Annotated in this window: 21 protein-coding genes and 1 pseudogene; 4 read left to right on the top strand and 18 right to left on the bottom strand. The window is 59.8% G+C overall.

All coding sequences use genetic code 11. The features are described 5' to 3' along the window. Positions 1-491: 491 nt before the first annotated feature. From PQR02_RS27035 to PQR02_RS27020, 4 genes are all read left to right on the top strand, one after another. Complete coding sequence (locus PQR02_RS27035; protein WP_408238521.1) at positions 492-839, top strand: hypothetical protein; 348 nt, start codon at positions 492-494, stop codon at positions 837-839. A 266-nt stretch (positions 840-1105) separates the two neighbouring features. After that, positions 1106-1615, top strand: coding sequence for an HAD domain-containing protein (locus PQR02_RS27030; protein ID WP_408238518.1), 510 nt, complete (start codon positions 1106-1108; stop codon positions 1613-1615). A 216-nt stretch (positions 1616-1831) separates the two neighbouring features. Beyond that, positions 1832-2623 carry a type II toxin-antitoxin system Phd/YefM family antitoxin gene (locus PQR02_RS27025; protein ID WP_408238515.1) on the top strand — a complete coding sequence of 264 codons (792 nt, stop codon included), beginning with the start codon at positions 1832-1834 and terminating at the stop codon, positions 2621-2623. A gap of 12 nt (positions 2624-2635) precedes the next feature. After that, positions 2636-2923 carry a DUF2442 domain-containing protein gene (locus PQR02_RS27020; RefSeq protein WP_408238513.1) on the top strand — a complete coding sequence of 96 codons (288 nt, stop codon included), beginning with the start codon at positions 2636-2638 and terminating at the stop codon, positions 2921-2923. A gap of 363 nt (positions 2924-3286) precedes the next feature. Here the strand turns inward: PQR02_RS27020 and cueR (PQR02_RS27015) are convergent, their stop codons facing one another. The 18 genes and pseudogenes from cueR (PQR02_RS27015) to copC form a co-directional block, all read right to left on the bottom strand. Continuing rightward, positions 3287-3703, bottom strand: coding sequence for a Cu(I)-responsive transcriptional regulator (gene cueR / locus PQR02_RS27015; protein WP_408238510.1), 417 nt, complete (start codon positions 3701-3703; stop codon positions 3287-3289). Between the two features lie 109 nt (positions 3704-3812). Continuing rightward, positions 3813-4130, bottom strand: a complete 318-nt coding sequence (locus tag PQR02_RS27010; RefSeq protein ID WP_408238507.1) for a P-II family nitrogen regulator — start codon at positions 4128-4130, stop codon at positions 3813-3815. A 43-nt stretch (positions 4131-4173) separates the two neighbouring features. Further along, on the bottom strand, positions 4174-4749 hold the full coding sequence (locus PQR02_RS27005) for a PCYCGC motif-containing (lipo)protein (protein WP_408238504.1): 576 nt from the start codon (positions 4747-4749) through the stop codon (positions 4174-4176). 28 nt (positions 4750-4777) lie between these two features. Continuing rightward, on the bottom strand, positions 4778-4933 hold the full coding sequence (locus tag PQR02_RS27000; protein ID WP_408238501.1) for a hypothetical protein: 156 nt from the start codon (positions 4931-4933) through the stop codon (positions 4778-4780). Positions 4934-5024: 91 nt separating this feature from the next. Further along, positions 5025-5252 (bottom strand): DUF2933 domain-containing protein, encoded by a 228-nt coding sequence (locus PQR02_RS26995; RefSeq protein WP_408238498.1) that lies wholly within the window; start codon positions 5250-5252, stop codon positions 5025-5027. Between the two features lie 53 nt (positions 5253-5305). After that, the gene (locus tag PQR02_RS26990; RefSeq protein WP_408238495.1) at positions 5306-5620 is read right to left on the bottom strand and encodes a hypothetical protein; all 315 of its coding nucleotides are present in this window, start codon (positions 5618-5620) and stop codon (positions 5306-5308) included. 133 nt (positions 5621-5753) lie between these two features. Then, positions 5754-6134 carry a hypothetical protein gene (locus tag PQR02_RS26985; RefSeq protein ID WP_408238492.1) on the bottom strand — a complete coding sequence of 127 codons (381 nt, stop codon included), beginning with the start codon at positions 6132-6134 and terminating at the stop codon, positions 5754-5756. A gap of 45 nt (positions 6135-6179) precedes the next feature. After that, positions 6180-7967: a protein-disulfide reductase DsbD gene (dsbD, locus tag PQR02_RS26980; RefSeq protein WP_408238489.1), complete on the bottom strand. Its 1788-nt coding sequence runs from the start codon at positions 7965-7967 to the stop codon at positions 6180-6182. Positions 7968-8126: 159 nt separating this feature from the next. Next, positions 8127-8474 carry a copper-binding protein gene (locus PQR02_RS26975; RefSeq protein ID WP_408238486.1) on the bottom strand — a complete coding sequence of 116 codons (348 nt, stop codon included), beginning with the start codon at positions 8472-8474 and terminating at the stop codon, positions 8127-8129. Further along, positions 8471-11677, bottom strand: coding sequence for an efflux RND transporter permease subunit (locus PQR02_RS26970; protein WP_408238483.1), 3207 nt, complete (start codon positions 11675-11677; stop codon positions 8471-8473). The genes PQR02_RS26975 and PQR02_RS26970 overlap by 4 nt, the downstream gene beginning before the upstream one ends. Beyond that, positions 11674-13200 (bottom strand): efflux RND transporter periplasmic adaptor subunit, encoded by a 1527-nt coding sequence (locus tag PQR02_RS26965; RefSeq protein WP_408238480.1) that lies wholly within the window; start codon positions 13198-13200, stop codon positions 11674-11676. The genes PQR02_RS26970 and PQR02_RS26965 overlap by 4 nt, the downstream gene beginning before the upstream one ends. An 11-nt stretch (positions 13201-13211) precedes the next feature. Beyond that, positions 13212-14507 (bottom strand): TolC family protein, encoded by a 1296-nt coding sequence (locus PQR02_RS26960; RefSeq protein ID WP_408238477.1) that lies wholly within the window; start codon positions 14505-14507, stop codon positions 13212-13214. 92 nt (positions 14508-14599) lie between these two features. Then, on the bottom strand, positions 14600-14962 hold the full coding sequence (locus PQR02_RS26955) for a hypothetical protein (RefSeq protein ID WP_408238474.1): 363 nt from the start codon (positions 14960-14962) through the stop codon (positions 14600-14602). 209 nt (positions 14963-15171) lie between these two features. After that, positions 15172-17658, bottom strand: coding sequence for a heavy metal translocating P-type ATPase (locus PQR02_RS26950; RefSeq protein WP_408238553.1), 2487 nt, complete (start codon positions 17656-17658; stop codon positions 15172-15174). Positions 17659-17711: 53 nt separating this feature from the next. Next, positions 17712-17909 carry a heavy-metal-associated domain-containing protein gene (locus PQR02_RS26945; RefSeq protein WP_408238471.1) on the bottom strand — a complete coding sequence of 66 codons (198 nt, stop codon included), beginning with the start codon at positions 17907-17909 and terminating at the stop codon, positions 17712-17714. A gap of 116 nt (positions 17910-18025) precedes the next feature. After that, a pseudogene (cueR, locus tag PQR02_RS26940) lies at positions 18026-18400 on the bottom strand (Cu(I)-responsive transcriptional regulator); the annotation flags it as partial. Positions 18401-18769: 369 nt separating this feature from the next. Continuing rightward, a complete protein-coding gene (locus PQR02_RS26935; RefSeq protein WP_408238468.1) occupies positions 18770-19708 on the bottom strand; it encodes a CopD family protein in 939 nt (312 codons plus the stop codon). Further along, positions 19708-20082, bottom strand: coding sequence for a copper homeostasis periplasmic binding protein CopC (copC, locus tag PQR02_RS26930; RefSeq protein WP_408238465.1), 375 nt, complete (start codon positions 20080-20082; stop codon positions 19708-19710). The genes PQR02_RS26935 and copC overlap by 1 nt, the downstream gene beginning before the upstream one ends. Positions 20083-20118 lie beyond the last annotated feature (36 nt).

The raw sequence follows: 20118 nt of genomic DNA, 5'->3' as shown, positions 1-20118 counted from the left end.
CGGTAGGGGTCTCTTTCACGGTTGTCGAGGCAGAGAGCCGAATCGCGATGACATTCCAGGATGAAATCGAGCAACAAGCGCTAGCGGCAAGGCGGCTAATGGTCGCAACCGGAGACCTACTGCATGCAGACGAATTTCGCAAACGTCTTGTGCTCAGTGAGAGGCGACTCGCCCAGATGCTTCAGAAGGGAGACGTGTTCACAATAGTCGTCGACGGAGTGCGTTATATTCCGGCGCTTCTCGCTACGCCGGGTCTTGACCTCAGACGTTTGTATTCAATTTGTCGACTGCTCGTGCCAGCACCGCCATCGTGCCGACTCGGGTATCTGTCGTCGAGGCACGTTAATCTCGGGGGCATATCGCCGCTCGAGGCGCTCCGCAATGAGCGGCAATACCATTTGCTGCGAGAGATGGCACGAGCGTATGCGGCGGATTGGACAAGAACTGTAGTCAAGATTTACCTGGGTCGCCACCAGGAGGAACCACGTAACATGGAACCTGCGCTGACAGCGGCTGATGAGATAGACCCACGGGTTAATCTCTGGAAGCGTGCAGAGGGTGCGCTGCAGTCAGGCGGATATATCCATCCCAGCGGACCCTACCCCAAGGCAAGTGAGGCTACGGTGTTCATCTCTCGGCACCCCGCCGGTCAGGCTTCGCCCATTCCTGAAGCACGTATTGCTGTGACTATCGTTGACGGCGTTGCACATGCAAACGTCGATTGTCACGAGGTGTCGACCTACAAGGTAGACGCAATCCGGGTCGCTGACGAAGACATCGTCGGCGTGGTACTCCATGTCGTTGTAGCCGCTAGAAAACTGTCGCTTCAGCGGTTATAGCGCGTGCATTGATGATGAGTTGAGGAGAATCCTGAATGCAATCCCCGGACTCGATTTCAGGAGCCAGAAATACCAACATCCCGTAATAGACTGAGCATGCGTGCCTCCTGCACCCAAGACCGTTTCAACACAGCCACACTGCCGCTTATCCTTGAGCTCGACCGAAGGGATATAGCGCAAGGAAGCCATCGCGACAGTGACGCATTTTTTGACGAACTAGACCGCGAAGAGTCCGGAGACTGTGCCCGCGCGGACGGAGACCGCTGATGGGACAGCTGTTGCGGCGGGTGCTCTTTGTGGACATTGACGGCGTTCTGCATCGAGGCGATAGCTACGCCGTGGGAGGTCGAATTGTCAGCAGCGCGCCGGGCCGCATTGAATTGTTTGAACATGTACCAACGCTTGACGGCCTGCTGCGTTGCTATCCGGATGTCGAGGTTGTACTGTCTTCAGACTGGACTTTTCGTTTCGGCGTCGAGCCCACGCTGAACATGTTGCCGGACTCATTGTTGCGTAGAAAAGTGATTGGGGCGACTTATCAGGGTTGTGAAAACGAACTGCTTTGGCCGAGGTTGTCTCGCGGAGCCCAGGTTCTTGATTACGTCCGACGTCACTCACTGGACAGATGGTTAGCCGTCGATGACAGAAAAGATGGTTTCGAGTGCTGCCGCGACCGCCTAGTTCACTGTCAAACTGAGGCAGGGCTGGGCGACCCCGCTGTCGTCGAGCAGTTTCGGTCGCGTCTACATGAGCGATTCGGTAAGCCAACTATCTGAGTTTAGTCGAGTTCCAGAAGGGCTCTGTTGATGAAAAATGGGCGCCTGGTGAGGCGTAAGCGAGCCGCACAACGATAAGGGCTGGAAAGAATGGTCCGCGCGTCCGAGCGAGCAGGTCTCACGACAGAGAGCGGGAAGGACTCCGCGCATGCCGGTCCGACAGCATCAAAGCGAAAGCCAGCAAGAACTAGAGTCACCGGAAAGGGAGGACGCACGATGCAAGTGGTCAACATTTTGCGAGCGAAATTCACGTTGTCGCGCTTAGTGAGGGCCGTCGAACAGGGGCTGGAACGCGAACTCATAATAGCTCGACACGGCTTGCCTGTGGCGAAGCTGGTCCGTTGGGAGAAAACATGGACGGGAACTCGCATTGGCGTCGCTAAGGGCTCGTTCGAGGTGCCCGACCCTGTTGAAACGCACAGCAAGGAAATAGCGGAGCTGTTTGTCGGGGCTCCTTTGTCAGCTATCCCCTTTGATACGGCGGATGACACTTCGCCTGCGCGTTCAGAGTGCTTAAGCGACAACCTACCGCTGCTGTCGCCACCGCTGACTGCAGTGTCGGTGCATGCGGGTGCGTACCAGGCGCACGACCTGTTATCGGCAATGCCGCTTGTATGTACCGGCACGCGAATGGGAGTCCTCGGTGAGACATTGTGGGAACGAACTGCTCGCGCTTTGCAGAACGTGCAGCCTGCGGGGCCCTACCCGCAAAGCGACGCTTTGACTGTTTTTGTGCGCGACAATTGCGTGTTGACGGCACGATTCGACGTGAGCCTAACGTTGCGTGGCGCGATTGCATGGATTGTTGTGGGCGACGTCCCGCGCTTCAAAATTGCGCCAATTCCGGTGAATGATTGCGACGACGCCGTAGTAGTTGCCCGCAAGATTTTTGCAGCCGGATTGCCCCAACAATCCTTAGCCTGTTCTGGCGCCGTTGTCAGCAGCGAGCCGGCGGACTCAGCTACGCCATCCAATCGACCTCGTTGTTCGTCGCGCACGCGGGGCTAAGGAGTCCATACATTGGCACGCGCTATCGGAGTGTCTTTCGACGAGAGTAGCTTTACCGTATATCTGGACGACGGTGGCTCGCTGCGCGTTCCATTGGACTGGTTTCCAAAGTTGAAGGTTGCAACGCCCGAGCGACGTCGCGCTGTTCGCATTTCTGTGTCCGGTTTGGGTTTGCATTGGGACCAGTTGGACGAGGACATTGGCGTTATCGGCCTGCTGCGCGACTGCGACGAGCAGTTCATCCAGGCTCGCCTGAAATCGGTGAGCCGTGCTGTCAAGTTCGACCTGGACGACCTGTAGCCGCGCGAACTGACGACGTTACACCGGCGCTGTTACGAGCACCAATCGGTGGCGCAAGCGATTGGGCTCGAGGTGTCTTGATGGCATTTTTTGACAATGGCTATAGTGCGCAAGGGCGCGCGTCGCTGCTGGATGACGCCGAGCCGGGCCTAGGGGATGTTCTTGGAGGATGAGTGATTTCGGAGGCGGCGTTCCGTGAAAAGCCCGCCCGCGCACTGCAGAAACCGCGAGAGTCCATGCGGCTGCTAGCGACGCCAACAATGCAGTCCGGTAACCGCACGAACGTCTATGTGCGCTTCGACCATGCGCACGTATTTTCTATGTCAGCTCGTGGGGTGTTCGGCGTCTAACTCTGCGAAAAACTCATGGACAGCGCGAAATGCCGAGGCGAAGGAGTGCTGAAAGTCCCTCCAGTATCGGACACTCGGGCCGCGAGTCGCCGCGACAGTGGACCGCCAGATTTTCCACGGTCTCCTTCATCGCAGTCATCTCGCGAATCCGGCAGTCTAGCTCCGCGAGATGCTGGTTAATCAAGCGCTCGACCTCGCCGCTGGGTCTGCTGCGGTTTTGCCACAACTCAAGCATGGTAGCGATTTGTCTAATCGAAAAACCAAGATGACGCGCCTGCTTCACAAAGCGAAGAATTTTGATATCGGTCGAGCCGAAAACGCGGTAATTCGACCCGGTGCGGCCCGCTGGCTTGATAAGTCCGGTCCGCTCGTAGTGGCGAATCATCTTCGCCGACACACCGGATGCTTTCGCCGCTTCACCAATGTTCATCTCAGCCGCCTTTGTCTGGCCGGCCAATCTGCCGTATATCTCTGTTTAGACCTTCCCGCAATGGGAAGGTCAAGCGTCGCACGACGGCGGACCGATGTCCGCCATCGAGTCACGGTATCGCTTCCGCCTGACTGCGAATGCGGAAGAATTTCTCCACCGGAATCACCGCAACGACCCCATCTCCACCAGCGCCGACACGTGCGACATCCATGATGGTCTTCACCAGCACATCGACGTTCTCCGCCTGCGCAAAGATTTCAATCTTGATGTGCTCCGTCGTCCAATCGTCGGCAAAGTAATTCGGATGTACGCCGAATCCTCGCACTTTGGTAACGGTCACGCCATGGATGTGAATCGCGCCCAACTTTCGTTCCAGTGCTTCCACTACATCGAGCCTGACAATGGCAACAACGCATTTCAGTTCCATGTCGTCCTCCTCAGCGGTTGATTGTTAGCGAAACCGTCTGCTGCTATCCGTTTGGTCCTTTTGGCGCCCACTTCGCATCCACGGCAGCTTGAATCTTGCCGGCATCCTGAACTCCAGCCTGTGTCATGCGCCAGGCTATCTCTGCCGTGCCCTGACAAACCGCGCATGTCACCGCCATCTGGTCTTCGAAGCATTGAAGATTGGAGCGGTGTATGCCGCGATTTTCACAACCGCACCAGCAATAGAGCTTGTTGAGCGTCGCCGGAATCTGCGTCGCGACCCAGTAGGCATGCCTTACGTCCTTATCAGCAAATTGATTCGGGTTCAGGACGTGTGATGCATCGGACCGGCCACTGGGAATGATGCGCAACCCATCAGGACGCAACATCCCAACATGCCACGCAGTTTCCGAATGAACCTGCTCTTGCAGACCCGTGCTCCCGGTCGAGGAATCCAGTATCGGGTGCCCTGCAAAGGACGGTCCCAGAAGAACCGTCGCAGGTACCGCAAGAATCAGCGCGACCACCAGCGCCACGAGGCGCCACCTGGCCGAAGTGATTGCCGGGGAACGCACCGGCCGCGCCTGATGTTCCTCATTTTTGCGCATCCGATTTTTCACTGCACCTCTCCTATTTCACAGGTCAGCGCTATCGCCAGAGACGCATCGCCTCACTGCAAGAACGCATACCGTGCATCATGCTTACGTGCATCACAGCCATGCCGACGATACCGAGCACAGCGACAAGGCCAATGACGGCGAAAATGATAATGATGACGTTGAGCATTCGAGCGTTGTCGAACATGAACTCCTCCTTCGCACCAGTCGCGGAGCAGCGTGACGAGCAGCGGTATCGCGCTGCTCCGCGTGACTTGTCCGTGTCGTGATGAATCAGGTCATGACTTGGGACCCGTCACCGTTTCACTCTGCACGTCGTGCTTGTCGGTACTGGACTTTGTTCCCCGCATCATGAGCAGCATCGAAAGCGGACACACCAGCATGCACGCCACCAGGATAAAGGGTGCGAGGGCGCCTCTGAACTGAGGCAGCGCCCAATATCCAAGGGCGATAACAAGCGCGAGCGCAAGTGCAGTCGTCACCATGGTCTTTGTGTTGCACTTCATGTTGTTTCCTTCCTGAAATTGGATTGGGTAACAGTATCGAGAAGAAATCCGCGTCACTTCGATGGAGACGTACCCGCCTGGTCCGAGTACTTGAGCATGATGTCGCCCATCGCCTTCATCATTTCCCCATGCATGCGCATCGCGGTCTTCGGGTCCATACCCATATTGCCGCCCATCATTGGACAACTGCCCATCATGCCGCCGCCCATCCCTCCCATTCCCATACCGCCCATCATGGAGGGACTGTGCTCGCGCGTTTGCGGGGGGCGACTCGCGTCATTGCCGGTCCCACCGGCAGCCATTGCTACAGCGCCCGTACCCAACGAGAGTGCCAACAGGGCAGCAGTCAGTAGTGATTTCGCGTTCATATATATCTCCGGATTCGGTTAAATCGTGTCACTGAGAAAGCACTTGTCGAGGCGCGACCCGACGCGCCCGGCGTTTGCGACACGTGTGCGTGCACAACGACGCGGGGCCGTTCGAGACTCGTCGACGAAGAAACTACAGGGAGCGAGGCGGAGGCGCTGGCAGTTCGGGGATGAACTGCGGTATGAGGATGAGGTTGGTGGCCCGGTAGACGGGCGAGGAAGTCACGACTGCCGTCTTGTGCGTCGTGGGTATGACAGCCATGCCGCAGCCGAGACCGCTCAGGCCGCCGTGACATGCGGGCTGGGAACCCATAACGTGCGCTCTTGTATCTTGCGCGCACGACGCCATGCCCGGTGTATGCGGCGCCTTCATCTGCGACTGCATTGTCGACGACGACATCTCCGGGCAAAGCGCCACCTGTGCGGGGTAGCCGAGGAGCGGCAGCCACGCGATGAGCAGACAGGCGACAAGTTTTACCCAGAATTCCATCATTTCAGTATAGGTGGTCCACACGACATCGCCAAAGGAGAGGATGACCCTCGCGCGCTACCCGGTACGTCACTGGCCCCAACGCTTTAGATGCGCCAGGAACGCGTCAGCACCAACAAAACCGACCAACTGCGCGTCAGTCTGCTGATGGCCACTACGGTCATAGAAAATCAAAGCCGGTGGTCCAAAAAGCCCAAAGCGCCTCAACATCTCAGTGTCGTCGGGTGTGTTCTTCGTCACATCAATACGCAGCAGTTTCCAATGCGAGAACTCGCTCACCACGTGCGCGTCGGTAAAGGTAAATCGCTCCAGTTCCTTGCAACTGATACACCAGTCGGCGTAAAAATCCACCATGACAGGCTGGCCGTGTGCCGCCTCGAGTGCCCGGTCAAGTTCGGCGGTCGACCGTACCGGTTCAAAACGCGCGGCACTGGCCGTCTCAGTTTGTGCGCCCCGCGTAACACCGCGCAATGGTTGAAGAACCTCAAAATTTCCCGATGCAACGCCGACCAGTTCGGCAATCACGGCGACCAGCAGCAGTACACCAATTGCTTTGCCCACGCGAAGCACACCGTGTGCGTTCGGCGGTAGCGGGTCGATGGCGCGTAGCATCATGGCGCAAGCGGCCAGCAGCAAAGCGACCAATGCCATCAGCAGCCAATCCGGCAGTAGTGAATAGACGAACCACAATGCTGCTGCAAGCAGCATGACGCCCAGCGTGTTCTGAACGGCAATCATCCAATGCCCGGACCTGGGTAACACGCGCGCGCCGAAAGTACCGACGAGCAGCAGCGGAATGCCTATTCCGATGCCCATCACGTACAAGGCCAGCGCTCCGCCGACGACATCGCGACTGTTGGCGATATACAGCAGCGCACCCGCCAGTGCTGGCGTCGAGCATGGGCCGACAATCAGTGCGGAGAGCATGCCCATCACGAACACTGGGACAATCCGGCCGCCGGGTAGACGGTTACTCCATTCAGTAAGCCTGGTTTGCCAGCCCGTTGGCAACTGCAGTCTGAACAGACCGAACATGCCGAACGCGAGGACGACCATGAGCAAACCAAAGGCGGCCAGCACCCAGGGCTTTTGCGTTACAGCCACCAACGGGATGCCGATGAGTGCCGCAATGGTGCCGGCGACCGCATAGGTGACCGCAAGTCCCTGCACATAGGCGACCGACAGCGCGAAGCCGCGCCACACGGTTGGCCGTTGCTGACCTCCGCCGATAACAGCGGTCACAATGGGAATGAGGGGATACATACAAACCGTGCCCGCCATCAAAAGACCGGCAAGCAGGAAACCCAGCAGTTCAGACACGCCGAGACCATTTGCCGGTCGCACATTCAGGCCGAAAACATCGATGCTCCGGTTTTCGCCGACAACTGGAAACTCGGTCGCGCCGGCCGTTGCACTCCCTTCGTTCGCGATGGAGGTGATGACTCCGTTAGCAGCGATTCGATAGCTTCGGGTTAGCGGTGGGTAGCAGACGCCGAGGTCCGCACACCCCTGCGACGTGACGGACAGAACGGTGCTCGCCGTGATGGCGCGGGGCAGCGGAACGCGAATTTGCACAGGCCGGTGATAGACCTGGACCATGCCGAATGTCGGGTCGTTTTTCGATTCTGCGGGCGGCATCTGGTCCGGCTTAACGGGCACACCATCCACCGCGAAGCTGAAGCGGTCCTGGTATAGGTAGTAGCCAGGCTTCGTGCCGAAGTCGAGCGTTACCTGTTGTGGACCGCTGACGCTGACCGTCAATGGGAAGGCTTCGTTGACGGGTAGCAGGTCGGATTCGCTCACCGCGTAAGCGGCCAGAGACATGAAAACGAATAGCAAGCCAAGCGCGATGCGCAACGCGCGCTTCGCTGCGTCTGTCTGACGGCAAATTCGCTGCCGTAGGTGGGATGATGTCATTCGCATTGCAGTGCCTCTACTCACAAGATGTGAGCGCAGACGTGCGACCGCAGGCCCGCCGTCACGCGGCGAGCCTGCGAGTGCTGTGTCAGCGCCCCATCATGACTGCTTTTCCAGTTTCACGATGGTGAGGGTGCCGTTGACGTTTTCGACGCGGACCTTGACCTTGTCGCCCTCGTGAACCTGCTTGACCATCGCGGTGTCCTTCGCCTTGAACGCCATCGTCATCGGCGGCATCCCGACGTTTTCCAACGCGCCGTGCTTCAGCGTGACCATGCCGGTCTCAGCATCCACCTTTTTGACCTCTGCATCGGTGAGCGCGGTGTTCGATGACATCTTCGAAACCGACGGCTTGGACATGTTCATGCCGGCCATGTCATCACCAGCGAACGCGGGCGCAGCAACGATGGCTGCAAGAGCAACAGATGCAACAATCAACTTCTTCATTTAACTTCTCCAGTTTGAGTAGATGGCACTTTCATGCCGGAAGGTACTGCGTGGGGGAGCCCTGCACCTGCCTGTTTGCGCGCACGGCGGCGCTGCAACAGGAACCAGGCTGCCGGGATAACGAACATCGAAAGGATTGGCGCAGTGACCATGCCGCCCACCATCGGTGCGGCGATGCGCTGCATGACTTCCGAACCGGCGCCGTGTCCGACCAAGATGGGGATGAGACCCGCGAGCACGACGGCAACCGTCATCGCTTTCGGCCGCACGCGCAACACGGCGCCTTCACGAATCGCATCGAACAGAAGCGCCTCGGTTAGCGGTTCACCATCTTCCAGCCGGCGATTGAGCGCACCCTTCAGGTAAAGCAGCATCACCACACCGAACTCGGCTGCAACACCAGCGAGCGCGATAAACCCGACTGCGGTTGCGACCGACACTGCATGACCTAGAATCCGGATGAGCCAGAACCCGCCGACCAGAGCGAACGGCACCGTCGACATCAGCAGAAGTGCATCGGTCGCCGAGTTGAACGTCAGGAAGAGCAGCACGAAGATGACGACGAGCGTCACGGGGATGACCGTGCGCAGTTTCGCCGCTGCACGCTCGAGATATTCGAACTGACCGGACCATGCAATCGAATAGCCCGGCGGAAGCGTCACCTTCTCCGCGACCGCGCGCTGCATTGCCTCGACTGCTGACTGCAGGTCCGTATTGCGGATATCGACATAGACGTAGCCGGAGAGCCGCGCATTTTCGCTGCGAATCATCGGTGGACCATCGGCAATCGTGATGTGTGCAACATCGCCGAGCTGGATTTGCGCGCCACGGTCTGTGACGACCGGCAACTGACGCAGCTTCTTGAGCGAATCCCTGATTTCGCGCGGATAGCGGATGTTGATGGGGAACCGCTCCCGGCCAGCAATGACCTCGCCGACGTTTTCTCCGCCGACGGCCGAAGCAATGACAGACTGGATATCACCGACGGAAAGTCCGTAACGTGCAGCCGCCTGGCGGTCGATGTCGATGTCGATGTACCGGCCGCCGTTCAGGCGCTCGGCCAGTGCAGACGTGACACCCGGCACATTCTTGACCGCTGTTTCGACCTGCGCCGCAATTCTGTCGATTTGCGAGAGGTCGCTGCCGGAAATCTTGACGCCAACCGGCGTCTTGATGCCGGTAGACAGCATGTCCAGACGGTTACGGATGGGCGGTACCCACACGTTCGACAGCCCCGGCACCTTGACGGTCCCGTCCAGTTCATCGACCAGCTTTTCCGGCGTCATGCCGGGTCGCCACTGGCTGCGTGGCTTGAACTGAATCGTGGTCTCGAACATCTCGAGCGGCGCCGGGTCCGTAGCGGTGTCGGCCCGCCCGGATTTGCCGAAGACGGTCTGCACCTCCGGAACCGTCTTGATGAGCCGGTCGGTCTGCTGTAGCAGTTCACTTGCTTTCTCGGCCGAGATTCCCGGAAGCGCTGTCGGCATATACAGCAGGTCGCCTTCATCGAGCGGTGGCATGAATTCGCCGCCGAGCTGGGATAAAGGAATCACCGAAGCGGCCAGCGCAACGACCGCCAAACCAATGGCAACCCACGGCCGCCGAAGCGTCGCTTCCAGCAACGGTCGATACAGTCGAATCAGTACGCGATTGATGGGGTTCGAGTTCTCGTGGGGAATGCGACCTCGAATCAGATAACCCATCAGCACGGGAACCAGCGTCACCGACAACCCGGCAGCAGCGGCAATGGTGTAAGTCTTGGTGAAGGCCAAAGGAGAGAACAGCTTCCCCTCCTGCCCCTCGAGCGAGAACACCGGGATAAACGACAGCGTGATGATGAGAAGCGAGAAGAACAGCGCCGGTCCCACCTCCGCAGCAGATGTCGCGATGAGTTCCCAGCGCTGTGCCGTCGTGATTTGTTCGCCCGGATGCTCGTGGTCGTACGCTTCGAGATGTTTGTGAGCGTTCTCAATCATCACGATGGCCGCGTCAATCATCGCGCCGATGGCAATCGCGATGCCGCCCAAGGACATCAGGTTCGCGTTCACCCCTTGATAGCGCATGATAATGAAGGCGGCCAGCACGCCTAGCGGCAGTGACAGAATCGCCACGAACGCGCTGCGCAGATGGAACAGGAACACCGCGCAGACGAGCCCAACGATGACGAACTCCTCGATGAGCTTGTCTTTGAGGTTGTCCACGGCGCGCTCGATGAGCTGCGAGCGGTCGTAGGTTGTCACGACTTCCACGCCAGCCGGCAGTGAACGCTTCAGGTCCGCCAGTTTCGCTTTTACTGCGTCAATGGTCGTCAGCGCATTCTTGCCGGAGCGCATGACGATGACACCGCCCGCGACCTCGCCCTGGCCGTTCAGCTCAGCGATGCCGCGCCGCATCTCGGGTCCGATTTGAATCCGGGCTACATCACCGAGCAGAACCGGCGTACCGGCATCGTTCGTGCGTAATACGACGTTGCGGAAATCGTCGAGCGTACGCAGGTAGCCGGACGAACGGACCATGTACTCCGACTCGGCCATCTCGACGACCGACCCGCCAGATTCCTCATTCGCCTTGCCAAGCGCATCGGCCACCGCCGCCTGCGTGAGGCCATACGCACGAAGCTTGTCCGGGTCGAGGACAACCTGATACTGGCGCACCATGCCGCCGATGCTCGCGACTTCAGACACGTCAGGCACGGACTTCAGTTCGAACTTCAGGAACCAGTCATTAAGCGCGCGCAACTGCCCGAGGTCGTGCTGCCCGGTTTTGTCGACGAGTGCATATTCGTACACCCAACCCACGCCAGTTGCATCCGGTCCAAGCGAAACGGTCGCCCCCTGTGGCAGTCGGCTTTGTACCTGATTCAAGTATTCGAGCACGCGCGAGCGTGCCCAGTACTGGTCGGTCTTGTCGTCGAACAGCACGTAGACGAACGCATCGCCGAAAGACGAATACGCGCGAATGGTTTTCGCACCGGGCACGCCAAGCAGCGTCGTGGTGAGCGGATACGTCACCTGGTCCTCGATGACCTGCGGGGCCTTGCCCGGGTACGATGCCTTGATGATGACCTGCGTATCGGACAGGTCGGGCAGCGCATCGAGCGGCGTTTGAGTCACCGAGTAGACGCCCCATGCTGCGACCAGCACGGTCGCGAGCAGCACCAGGAAGCGGTTGTGGATAGACCACCTGATAAGACGCGCAATCATTTGGCGCCTCCGACTGGTTCGACCCTGGTCAACTCGTATCCGTCCCCCGACTGCCTGAAGACAAAATGAACAGTCTGGCCAGGCTTCACCTCAGGAAACGCCGTCGGCGACGGTTTGCCGAATGTCATCGTCATCGCGCCCCAGCCCAGAGCTGGAACGGGTTGATGTGAAAACGTGATGTCTCCGGCCGTCACCTGTTCGACCTTACCTGTGGTGTCGTAGGTCGGCGGCGCTGCAGCAGCAGGTGCCGGGCCCGGAGCGCTCGCACCGGCCGGTGCGGTTGCTTCGAGCTTCGGCAAAACGGATTTCAGACTCGCTTCCGAGTCTATGAGGAACTGGCCGGATGCGACGACCTGCTGGCCTTCCATCAGGCCGCTGCTCACCTCGGTATCGTCGCCGGCTTCGTTGCCAACGGAGACCGAAACAGGTTGTAATCTGCCGTCTGAATTCTTGACGATGACCACCGACCGCTTACCCGTCGTGATGACGGCCTCCGAGGGAACCAGCAACCTCGATACCTTTTTTGCGGCGCCGACGCGCGCCCGCATCAACATCCCCGGCGTCAACCTGAAGTCCGCGTTATCGATTTCGAGGCGTGCCTGGAGCGTGCGACTGCTCGTGCTGATGCCCGGCAGGATTTCGCGGATGTGTGCCGTGAAATGTTGCGCCGGGTCGCCAGCAAACACAGCGTCCACGCTCATGCCTGGTTGAACCTGGAGGGCCAATGCTTCGGGCACCTCGACCACGAGCCACAACCTGTTGAGCCCGGAGACCTTCGCGAGCGTCTGCCCGGGCGACACCATCGCACCATCGCGAACGTTCAGTTCGGTCAGCACACCGGTTTCCGGTGCGGATAGCGTGATGTGCGTCTGCGCTTTGCCGGTGCGGTCGAGACTTGCAATCACACCGTCCGGAATCGACATCGCACGCATGCGCGCACGTGACGCCGCAAGCATGCCGTCATCCATGCCGCCACGCTTTAGCGCCAGATACTCTTCCTGCGGCGCAAGCCATTCTGGAACGAACAGTGACGCAATCGGAGCGCCTTTCGTTACGCGCTGCATCGGGGCGCTGGCGTAAAGATGGTCAATGTAACCGGTCACTCGCGACTGGACGACATCAGCTTTCGATTCATCGAACTGTGTCGTGCCTACCGCGTCGAATCCTTCGGTTGTTTCCTGCCGCCGCACGGTTGCGTAGCGAATGCCCAGATTCTGCTGAAGACCCGGGTCAATCTTGATACCGCTGGCGCCTCCTTCATCGGCATAGACCGGCTCTAACTGCATGTTCATGAAAGGTGACTTGCCCGGCTTGTCGAAATGCTGGTTCGGCACCATTGGGTCGTGCCAGTACAGTACCGTCCGGCCAGTCTTCGGGTCGATTTTGTCGCTGGAGGGTGTAGTTGCAGGAGCGCTCTCGCCACTCATCGCCGAACGATGCGTGCCGGCCACATAGCCGACGCCTAGCAACACTGCTGCGGCAAACACCACAAGAGCCGCACGTGCCAGTTGTTTCTTCTGCATCTTGTTCTCCTTCACTGACTCACGGACATCGAAGCGGGCACGACCTGGTATTCCAGTTGGGCCCAGGTTTGCGACACATCGCGCTGCAGGTCGAGCACCTGAAGTTCGGCGTCGAGTTGCGCGCGCCTGGCAGCGAAGGTATCGGCCAGCGAGCCAGTGCCTGCCCTGTATGCGGCAGCCGCCAGTTGCACGCGCTGGTCCGCAGCGGGAAGCAGGGAGCGGGTGAGATTGGTAATGCGCTCGCGACCGCTCGCGAGCGTGGCTGACTGCGTACGGATATCCGCTTCGACCTGACGCTGCGCGTCCTCGTACATCAGTCGCGTCTTAGTGCCCAGTTCCGCCTTCTCCGCCGCGTCCCGGTCCTGGGAGTTCTTGCGATGGATGGGCAGCGGGATGCTGACGCCAACCGACACCATGTTCGAGAATCCGCCTCCGCGCTGCTGGTAGGCGACCTCCCATGTCCAGTTGGGACTGCGGTTGCTGTTCGCGACGGCCGTATCGGCATCGGCGACGGCAATGTCCCGTGATGCTGCGACGAGCACTGGCTGCACCTCACCCAGCTCCTCAGGCGGCAGCGATGACACATATGACTGCGGCGCCGGCGGGTCGCCCGTCACATCAGAAACGGGCATTGCGGTCCAGCGGGACAGACCTATAAGCGCGGTCTGCAACGTCTGCCGGGCCTTGAGCAACTGGTCCTGGGTCTGCGCCAGCATCGCCTGGGCCTGCATCACATCGGCCGCAGTCGCTTTCGCCCCACGATAAGAGGCCTTCGTCGCATCCAGCTCATGGGTCATGTGGCCAACGAGCTCCTGCTGCAGCGAGACAGCTTTCTTCGCATAGACCGCGTTCAGCCACGCGGTGGCCGTTTGCTGGCGGGTGTTCACGAGCTGGGCGAGGTAGCCGGCCCGCTCGCGGTCCACGACGTCATTCGCCAATGCGGACCGGAGTCGGCGCTTGTCGCCCGACACCCATTCCTGCTCGATGCCGATACGGCGCATCGTCATGAAATCCTGGCCAATTGTGAATTTCTGCTGCCCGGTCACAGGCAGGTTGTCGACGCCAGCTTTGAGCATCGGGTCGGGCAACTGGCCGGCCCGGACGGCCGCTTCCGAACTCGCACGGACCGAAGCCTGTGCAGCCCCCATGGCAGCGGAGCGGTCGGTGGCGGCCTGCAATGCCGCGTCAAGCGTGACGGGTGCTTCCTGAGCGTAGGCTGAAACGCTCGCGAGAATCAGCGCTGCAAAAAGTGAATGCGCGCGCAGTGGCGCACGCCGGCATGACGGCGTGCCAATAGTTAAAGGCATGTTCTAACCCCAACGGCGGACTCCCACAGGGAATCCACGTCCTGGACGCAGGACGACCTCGCCGCAAACGCGGCGAACCTGTCAGCAAGGGATTAGAGGGTGCGAGGAGGTCGCCAGAGACCGGCCGGTTCACGGACGGGCAGCGACTGTGCGTAGTGGAATACGACGGGACTGGACAGCCCGGCGGGACGGGTTACCTCGGCAGCAGAGACAGGGTGATACAGGCTGCCGAGCTGGCATTGCGCCGTTGCCTTGCAGAAGAACCCCTTGGCCTTCCCCGGTTGCGAGGATTTCATCGTCTCGCAGCCGGGCATGTCCGAAGACATGGCGCTGCCTTCGTCAGCGGACATGGGCATCTGCATTGGACATTCTCCGGTCAAGCCGCTGGCCGCCAGCCCACTGATGGGCAGCGCGGCGCAAAGCAACAGGAGGAGCAATGTCCGAAGAAATTTCATGGCTGTGATTATAGCGGAGCCGTTTTATCCATGTACCCGCGAATGTGTAGCTAGTGGCGCTCAGCGCACAGAGCCGGCACCGACCGACGATTATGGTGACGGGGCGCAGCGCGTGCCGCCGGCAATCGGCCCGCCAGCGAAAGGACTCAACGGAAATGTACGCACTTCCGGCACCCGGCCATGCATGCTATCCCGCTGAAGGCCACCGCTCAGTGAGGTGTGGCTAAGGCACCGCGTGCTTTTTCTTCCTGAACGGCGCCGATTTCAACAGTGCCTGACGCCGACCTGCCTGCCTGCGGTTTCCACGTGCGCAACAACAATGCGTTGCTGACAACACTCACGCTGCTGAAGGCCATCGCGGCTCCCGCCACGACGGGACTGAGCACACCAAAAGCCGCCAGAGGCACGCCGACGACGTTATAGACGAACGCCCAAAAGAGGTTTTGCCGAATCTTCCGGTACGTCTTGCGTGAGATGTCAATCGCGTCGGCCACCAACGACGGGTCGCCACGCATCAGCGTCACGCCTGCGGCATGCATCGCGACATCCGTGCCTGTTGACATGGCGATGCCAACGTCAGCCGCTGCCAGCGCGGGCGCATCGTTTATCCCGTCACCGACCATACCGACAACCGCGCCAGCCTTACGCAACGCGGCGACGGTGTTCGCTTTGTCCTCGGGCAGCAATTCTGCATGCACTTCGTCGATGCCCAGTTCCTTTGCCACGCGCTGCGCGCTACCCCAGTTATCACCGGTAAGCAGGACCGTACGCACGCCCATCTCTGAGAGCGCTCCGATAGCATGACGCGCGGTGTCCTTTATGGCGTCGCCGAAGGCCATCAAGGCGAGCACGCGCGACTCGGGGTTGGTTTCAATCAACCATGACACGGTCAAACCCGAGGCCTGCGCTTCTTCGGCGGCTTGTTGCAATTCGCTCGGCACCTCGACAGCGCGTCCGCCCAACCACCGGTCACTGCCAATGACGAGTTGCCGCTCGTCCACGGTAGCTTCAATGCCGTGACCGGGCAGCGCTGTGACGTCTGCGACGCTGCTCGGTGCAACTCCTTCGCGTTGTGCTTCCGCGACGACCGCACGGGCAAGTGGGTGTTCGCTCGCCTGCTGAACCGACGCAGCAAGCCGCAGAGCCTCGTTTCGTGACACATGCGCCGGTTCGAATATGACGAGGCTGGGTTTGCCTTCGGTCAACGTGCCCGTCTTATCGAACGCAACTACGTTCATCCTATGCGCCAGTTCCAGGGCTTCGGCATCCTTGATGAGTATGCCGTGCTGGGCCGCCACGCCGGTGCCCGCCATAATCGCGGTAGGGGTTGCAAGACCGAGCGAGCAGGGACAGGCAATGACAAGTACCGCGACCGCGTTCAGCAATGCGATTTCGGCACTTCCACCCACAGCGAGCCAGCCGAAGAAGGCCAGCAATGCAATGCCCAAGATAGCTGGCACAAATACCGCGCTGACCTTGTCCACCAAACGCTGAATCGGCGCCTTCTCGGCCTGTGCGGACTCGACCAGCCGAATAATGCGCGACAACATCGTGTCCGCGCCGACGGCCGTCGTCCGCACAGCAAGGTAGCCATGCGCCACGATTGAGCCGGTGACGACCGCGTCGCCTGCGCCCTTGGACACCGGCAAGCTCTCACCCGTGATGAGCGACTCGTCAATATCGCTTTGGCCTTCCAGAATCACGCCGTCGACTGGAATTCGCTCGCCAGGACGAACCACCACGCTGTCGTCTACTCTTACCTGGGACAGTGGAATGTCGTTTTCTTCGCCGTTTGCGCGCACGCGCGCCGTTTCGGGCCGCAGAGCATTCAGAGCCCGTATGGCCTCGGCCGTCTTACGTTTCGCACGCACTTCCAGCCATTTGCCGAAACGCACCAGCGCAATGACGATGGCGGCCGACTCGAAGTACAGGTGCCCCGTTTCGCCCGGGTGAGCCATCAGTTCATACACGCTCAGCCCATACGCGGCGGAAGTCCCGAGCGCAACCAGCAAATCCATGTTGCCGGCTCTCGCCAGAACCGCCTTGTATGCAGCCTTGTAGAACCGCCCACCGAAGGCAAACTGCACGATTGTCGCGAGCACGAGTTGAACTGACGGTGGCAGCATCACGTGCAGGCTGAACCACTGGGCGGCCATCGGCGCGGCCAGCGGCAGCGTGAGCAGCGCGCAGACTAAAACTGCCAGCATCTCCCTGTCTCGCCGGGGCAACGGTGCTTGCTTCGCTTCGTTGTTGTGCAACGATGCCTCATAGCCCGCTTTCGAGACGGCGGCGACGAGCGCGTCCTCTCTAACTGCAAAGCCGCGCACCGTTGCGGTCTCTGTTGCGAGGTTCACGACGGCGTCAGTCACGCCGGCTACCCGGAGCAGCGCCTTTTCGACGCGCGAAACGCAGGATGCGCATGTCATGCCGCCCACGTTAAGCGAGGTCGACGACTGTGGAACTTCGTAGCCTGCGCGTTTCACTGCCTCAACAAGCGCATCCGCCACGACGGATGAGTCCGTCGTTACGTTCGCGCGCTCGGTGGCGATATTCACGGTCGCCCGTTCGACGCCCGGCACTTTTAAAATCGCTTTTTCAACCCGGCTCACGCAAGACGCGCAAGTCATTCCTTCCACGGGCAAAGTCCATTCTTTGGCCGGCTTTCTACCGCCGGCCTGCGGCACTGTCGCTTCCATTTTCATCACCTCATCGATAATCACAACCGAGCCAAGGGCGGCTCGGGCGCGAGTCAATCTTTCAAAATCGGGCTGTAACCCGCCTCGGAGATGGCATGCAGAAACTCATCGGGCGACGTCTCAGACACAACCTTCACCCGCTTTTGGTCAAGGTATACGTGGACCATCGCGGATTGGTCCGCGTCTTTTACCGCTTTCGTGATGAGGCCCGCGCAGTGACCGCACGTCATGTCTTTCACTTCAAATTCCATTTTTTCTCTCCGTTCAGGCTGAATGAATCCAGCATTGGCCCTCCCCCTATTGGAAGGTCAAGCGCGCGGCCGCAGTCCCCCGTCTCATGACCGCGCTGGGTCAATGACGTTGCAGTCAGGTCATTCAGGATTGGGCATTCAGGTTGAGAATCGCCTCTGCAGTGCTTCGCCAGGTTCTCGAGGGTCTCTTTCATTTCAACGAGTTCACGGATACGCAGCTCCAACTCTCCGATATGCCCCATGGCCAGGCGTTTGACCTCGCTACTCGGCCGGCCGTCCTGCCACAGCCCGAGCAAAACGGTGATTTGGTTCATCGAAAAACCGAGTCGGCGCGCTTGCTTAATGAACCGAAGTATTTGCACATCGCTGGGCGAATACACGCGGTAGTTGGACTGCGTGCGCTTCGCCGGCCGAATCAGTCTGGTTTCCTCATAGTGGCGAATCATCTTGGCCGATACGCCGGACGCCTTCGCCGCTTCACCAATGTTCATATTGAGCCCCTGTAGAGCACGGTCCGTACGCCGCACATTTTTTACTGTGGACCTTCCTATGATGGGAAGGTCAAGCGTGTGCGCCACCCCTGCAGGCGGCGGCTAGTGCAAGCGGTTCCTGATGGGGTTCATGCATTACATGTGGGCCGCCGTAGCTCGCGCCGCTGGCGGCGAATGCTGCCTTGACGTGAATCTGTTGCTTCGATGACAAGGCTTGGAGCCATAAAAAAAGGACCCGAACATGCGTTCGGGTCCTGTAAAAGATGGCCTTTGCCTGGGGAGTCAATCGAGGCTGGCTGAGCCCTCAATTGACCCTGCGGCGGTGACCATCTGCGTGGACGTAAGAAACAAACGCTGCCGAACTGGCTACTAGGCGTCCGGCAGCGGGCTGGAGACAAGCACGGCAGCAGCGACCAGCACACCCGCCAGGACCAGCGACTCGACATGCAGGACAGCGGCGAAGCGTTTGAGGTGGCGTACCGGCGATGTCGATGACGCATTTGTCAAAGACGCCAATAGGCCGGGCATCTGAAAGAAGCGATTGTGCCCGCCGAGCGCGGCGGCAACGAGCACCAGCGCAAGTTTCAGAAGCAAAATCTGTCCATAAAGCGAACCGACCAGGTTGCCCGCCGAATTGACGCCGCGCCACCCGTTGTACGCACCGGTAGCAAACAGCAAAATCAGCGCGAACGTGGCAGCGTCCGAGAGCGACTGAACGAACGCACCACTGTTCACAAGCTCGGTTCTCTTCGCTTCGAACAAACGCGGCATCACAACGTAAGTCGCAACCAGCACAAGGCCCACCCACGTGCTGATGGCGAGCAGGTGTATCCAGTCCGCCCATACAGGCAGGCTGAAAAGGCCAGCATCGACCGGATGGCCCCCATTGCTTCGAGCGAGGGCGACACCAGCCACGGCCAACCAGATGGCTAGCGGAAATCGAATCGACTTGCCCGTCTGCATGAACGAAAGGATGACCACGCACAGCATCAGTCCCTCGCCAACCGACCAGGCATGACCAAAATCGGTCGCCACCAGCATCGAGCGGATTGCAGGCCCCGCCTCCAGCAGCGTGGAGTCGCTCATCAACGCGCAATGAATCCAGAATGCAAACGCGCTGGACATCAGTGCGCCGACCGACGCAATACGTAGAGCGCGAAGCAGCCGTCGGCTCACGCCTGTCTGCCACGGTGAGGGTCGGCGCGCGAGCCACCGGTCACTGAGCAGCACGCCGACAACAACTGCAAAGCCGAGGTTCTGAAGAGCGACTGACGCGAGCCGCAGGATGCCAAGGAGACCGTCGTTCATCACTTCACCCGAAAGCCGTATGCGCCCTTCGTCTTGTGGGAATCATGTGTCATGACGGCCCACTGCACGGAATAGGAACCCGGCGACAGCTTCGGGACAGCAATGGTCAACACGCGCGGATTCGCGGCATCGACCTTGGCCTTTTCCTTGCTCACAGCGGTGCCGTTTGCGTCGGTCACTTTCACGGTGCTGAAGGCGGACTCCAGGTCCTCGTTGAACGTGAGTCGCAACGTGTCCGGTGCCGCGTCGACCGTGGCACCGGAGGCCGGGACGGCGCTTTCGAGCTTGCCGTGCGCGAACGCAGCAGCCGGCATGAATGCGATGACGGCTGTCGTAGCTAGTCCCACCAAGTGCTTGCGAGTGAATGTTTTCATGTTCTTGCGCATCCTGAATAGTCAAAGTAGGTGTTG

Origin of the sequence: Paraburkholderia sediminicola (assembly GCF_046026895.1) — a bacterium.
Lineage (GTDB): Bacteria > Pseudomonadota > Gammaproteobacteria > Burkholderiales > Burkholderiaceae > Paraburkholderia > Paraburkholderia sediminicola_C.
Note: the sequence above shows the minus strand (reverse complement) of the source record. Positions and strands in the feature narration are given on the sequence as shown.

Bases quoted from the DNA above. Each gene is read 5' to 3' on its own strand.
- PQR02_RS27035 (WP_408238521.1), top strand. From the start codon at position 492: ATGGAACCTGCGCTGACAGCGGCTGATGAGATAGACCCACGGGTTAAT.
- PQR02_RS27030 (WP_408238518.1), top strand. From the start codon at position 1,106: ATGGGACAGCTGTTGCGGCGGGTGCTCTTTGTGGACATTGACGGCGTT.
- PQR02_RS27025 (WP_408238515.1), top strand. From the start codon at position 1,832: ATGCAAGTGGTCAACATTTTGCGAGCGAAATTCACGTTGTCGCGCTTA.
- cueR (WP_408238510.1), bottom strand. From the start codon at position 3,703: ATGAACATTGGTGAAGCGGCGAAAGCATCCGGTGTGTCGGCGAAGATG.
- PQR02_RS27010 (WP_408238507.1), bottom strand. From the start codon at position 4,130: ATGGAACTGAAATGCGTTGTTGCCATTGTCAGGCTCGATGTAGTGGAA.
- PQR02_RS27000 (WP_408238501.1), bottom strand. From the start codon at position 4,933: ATGTTCGACAACGCTCGAATGCTCAACGTCATCATTATCATTTTCGCC.
- PQR02_RS26995 (WP_408238498.1), bottom strand. From the start codon at position 5,252: ATGAAGTGCAACACAAAGACCATGGTGACGACTGCACTTGCGCTCGCG.
- PQR02_RS26990 (WP_408238495.1), bottom strand. From the start codon at position 5,620: ATGAACGCGAAATCACTACTGACTGCTGCCCTGTTGGCACTCTCGTTG.
- PQR02_RS26975 (WP_408238486.1), bottom strand. From the start codon at position 8,474: ATGAAGAAGTTGATTGTTGCATCTGTTGCTCTTGCAGCCATCGTTGCT.
- PQR02_RS26970 (WP_408238483.1), bottom strand. From the start codon at position 11,677: ATGATTGCGCGTCTTATCAGGTGGTCTATCCACAACCGCTTCCTGGTG.
- PQR02_RS26965 (WP_408238480.1), bottom strand. From the start codon at position 13,200: ATGCAGAAGAAACAACTGGCACGTGCGGCTCTTGTGGTGTTTGCCGCA.
- PQR02_RS26960 (WP_408238477.1), bottom strand. From the start codon at position 14,507: ATGCCTTTAACTATTGGCACGCCGTCATGCCGGCGTGCGCCACTGCGC.
- PQR02_RS26955 (WP_408238474.1), bottom strand. From the start codon at position 14,962: ATGAAATTTCTTCGGACATTGCTCCTCCTGTTGCTTTGCGCCGCGCTG.
- PQR02_RS26950 (WP_408238553.1), bottom strand. From the start codon at position 17,658: ATGGAAGCGACAGTGCCGCAGGCCGGCGGTAGAAAGCCGGCCAAAGAA.
- PQR02_RS26945 (WP_408238471.1), bottom strand. From the start codon at position 17,909: ATGGAATTTGAAGTGAAAGACATGACGTGCGGTCACTGCGCGGGCCTC.
- PQR02_RS26935 (WP_408238468.1), bottom strand. From the start codon at position 19,708: ATGAACGACGGTCTCCTTGGCATCCTGCGGCTCGCGTCAGTCGCTCTT.
- copC (WP_408238465.1), bottom strand. From the start codon at position 20,082: ATGAAAACATTCACTCGCAAGCACTTGGTGGGACTAGCTACGACAGCC.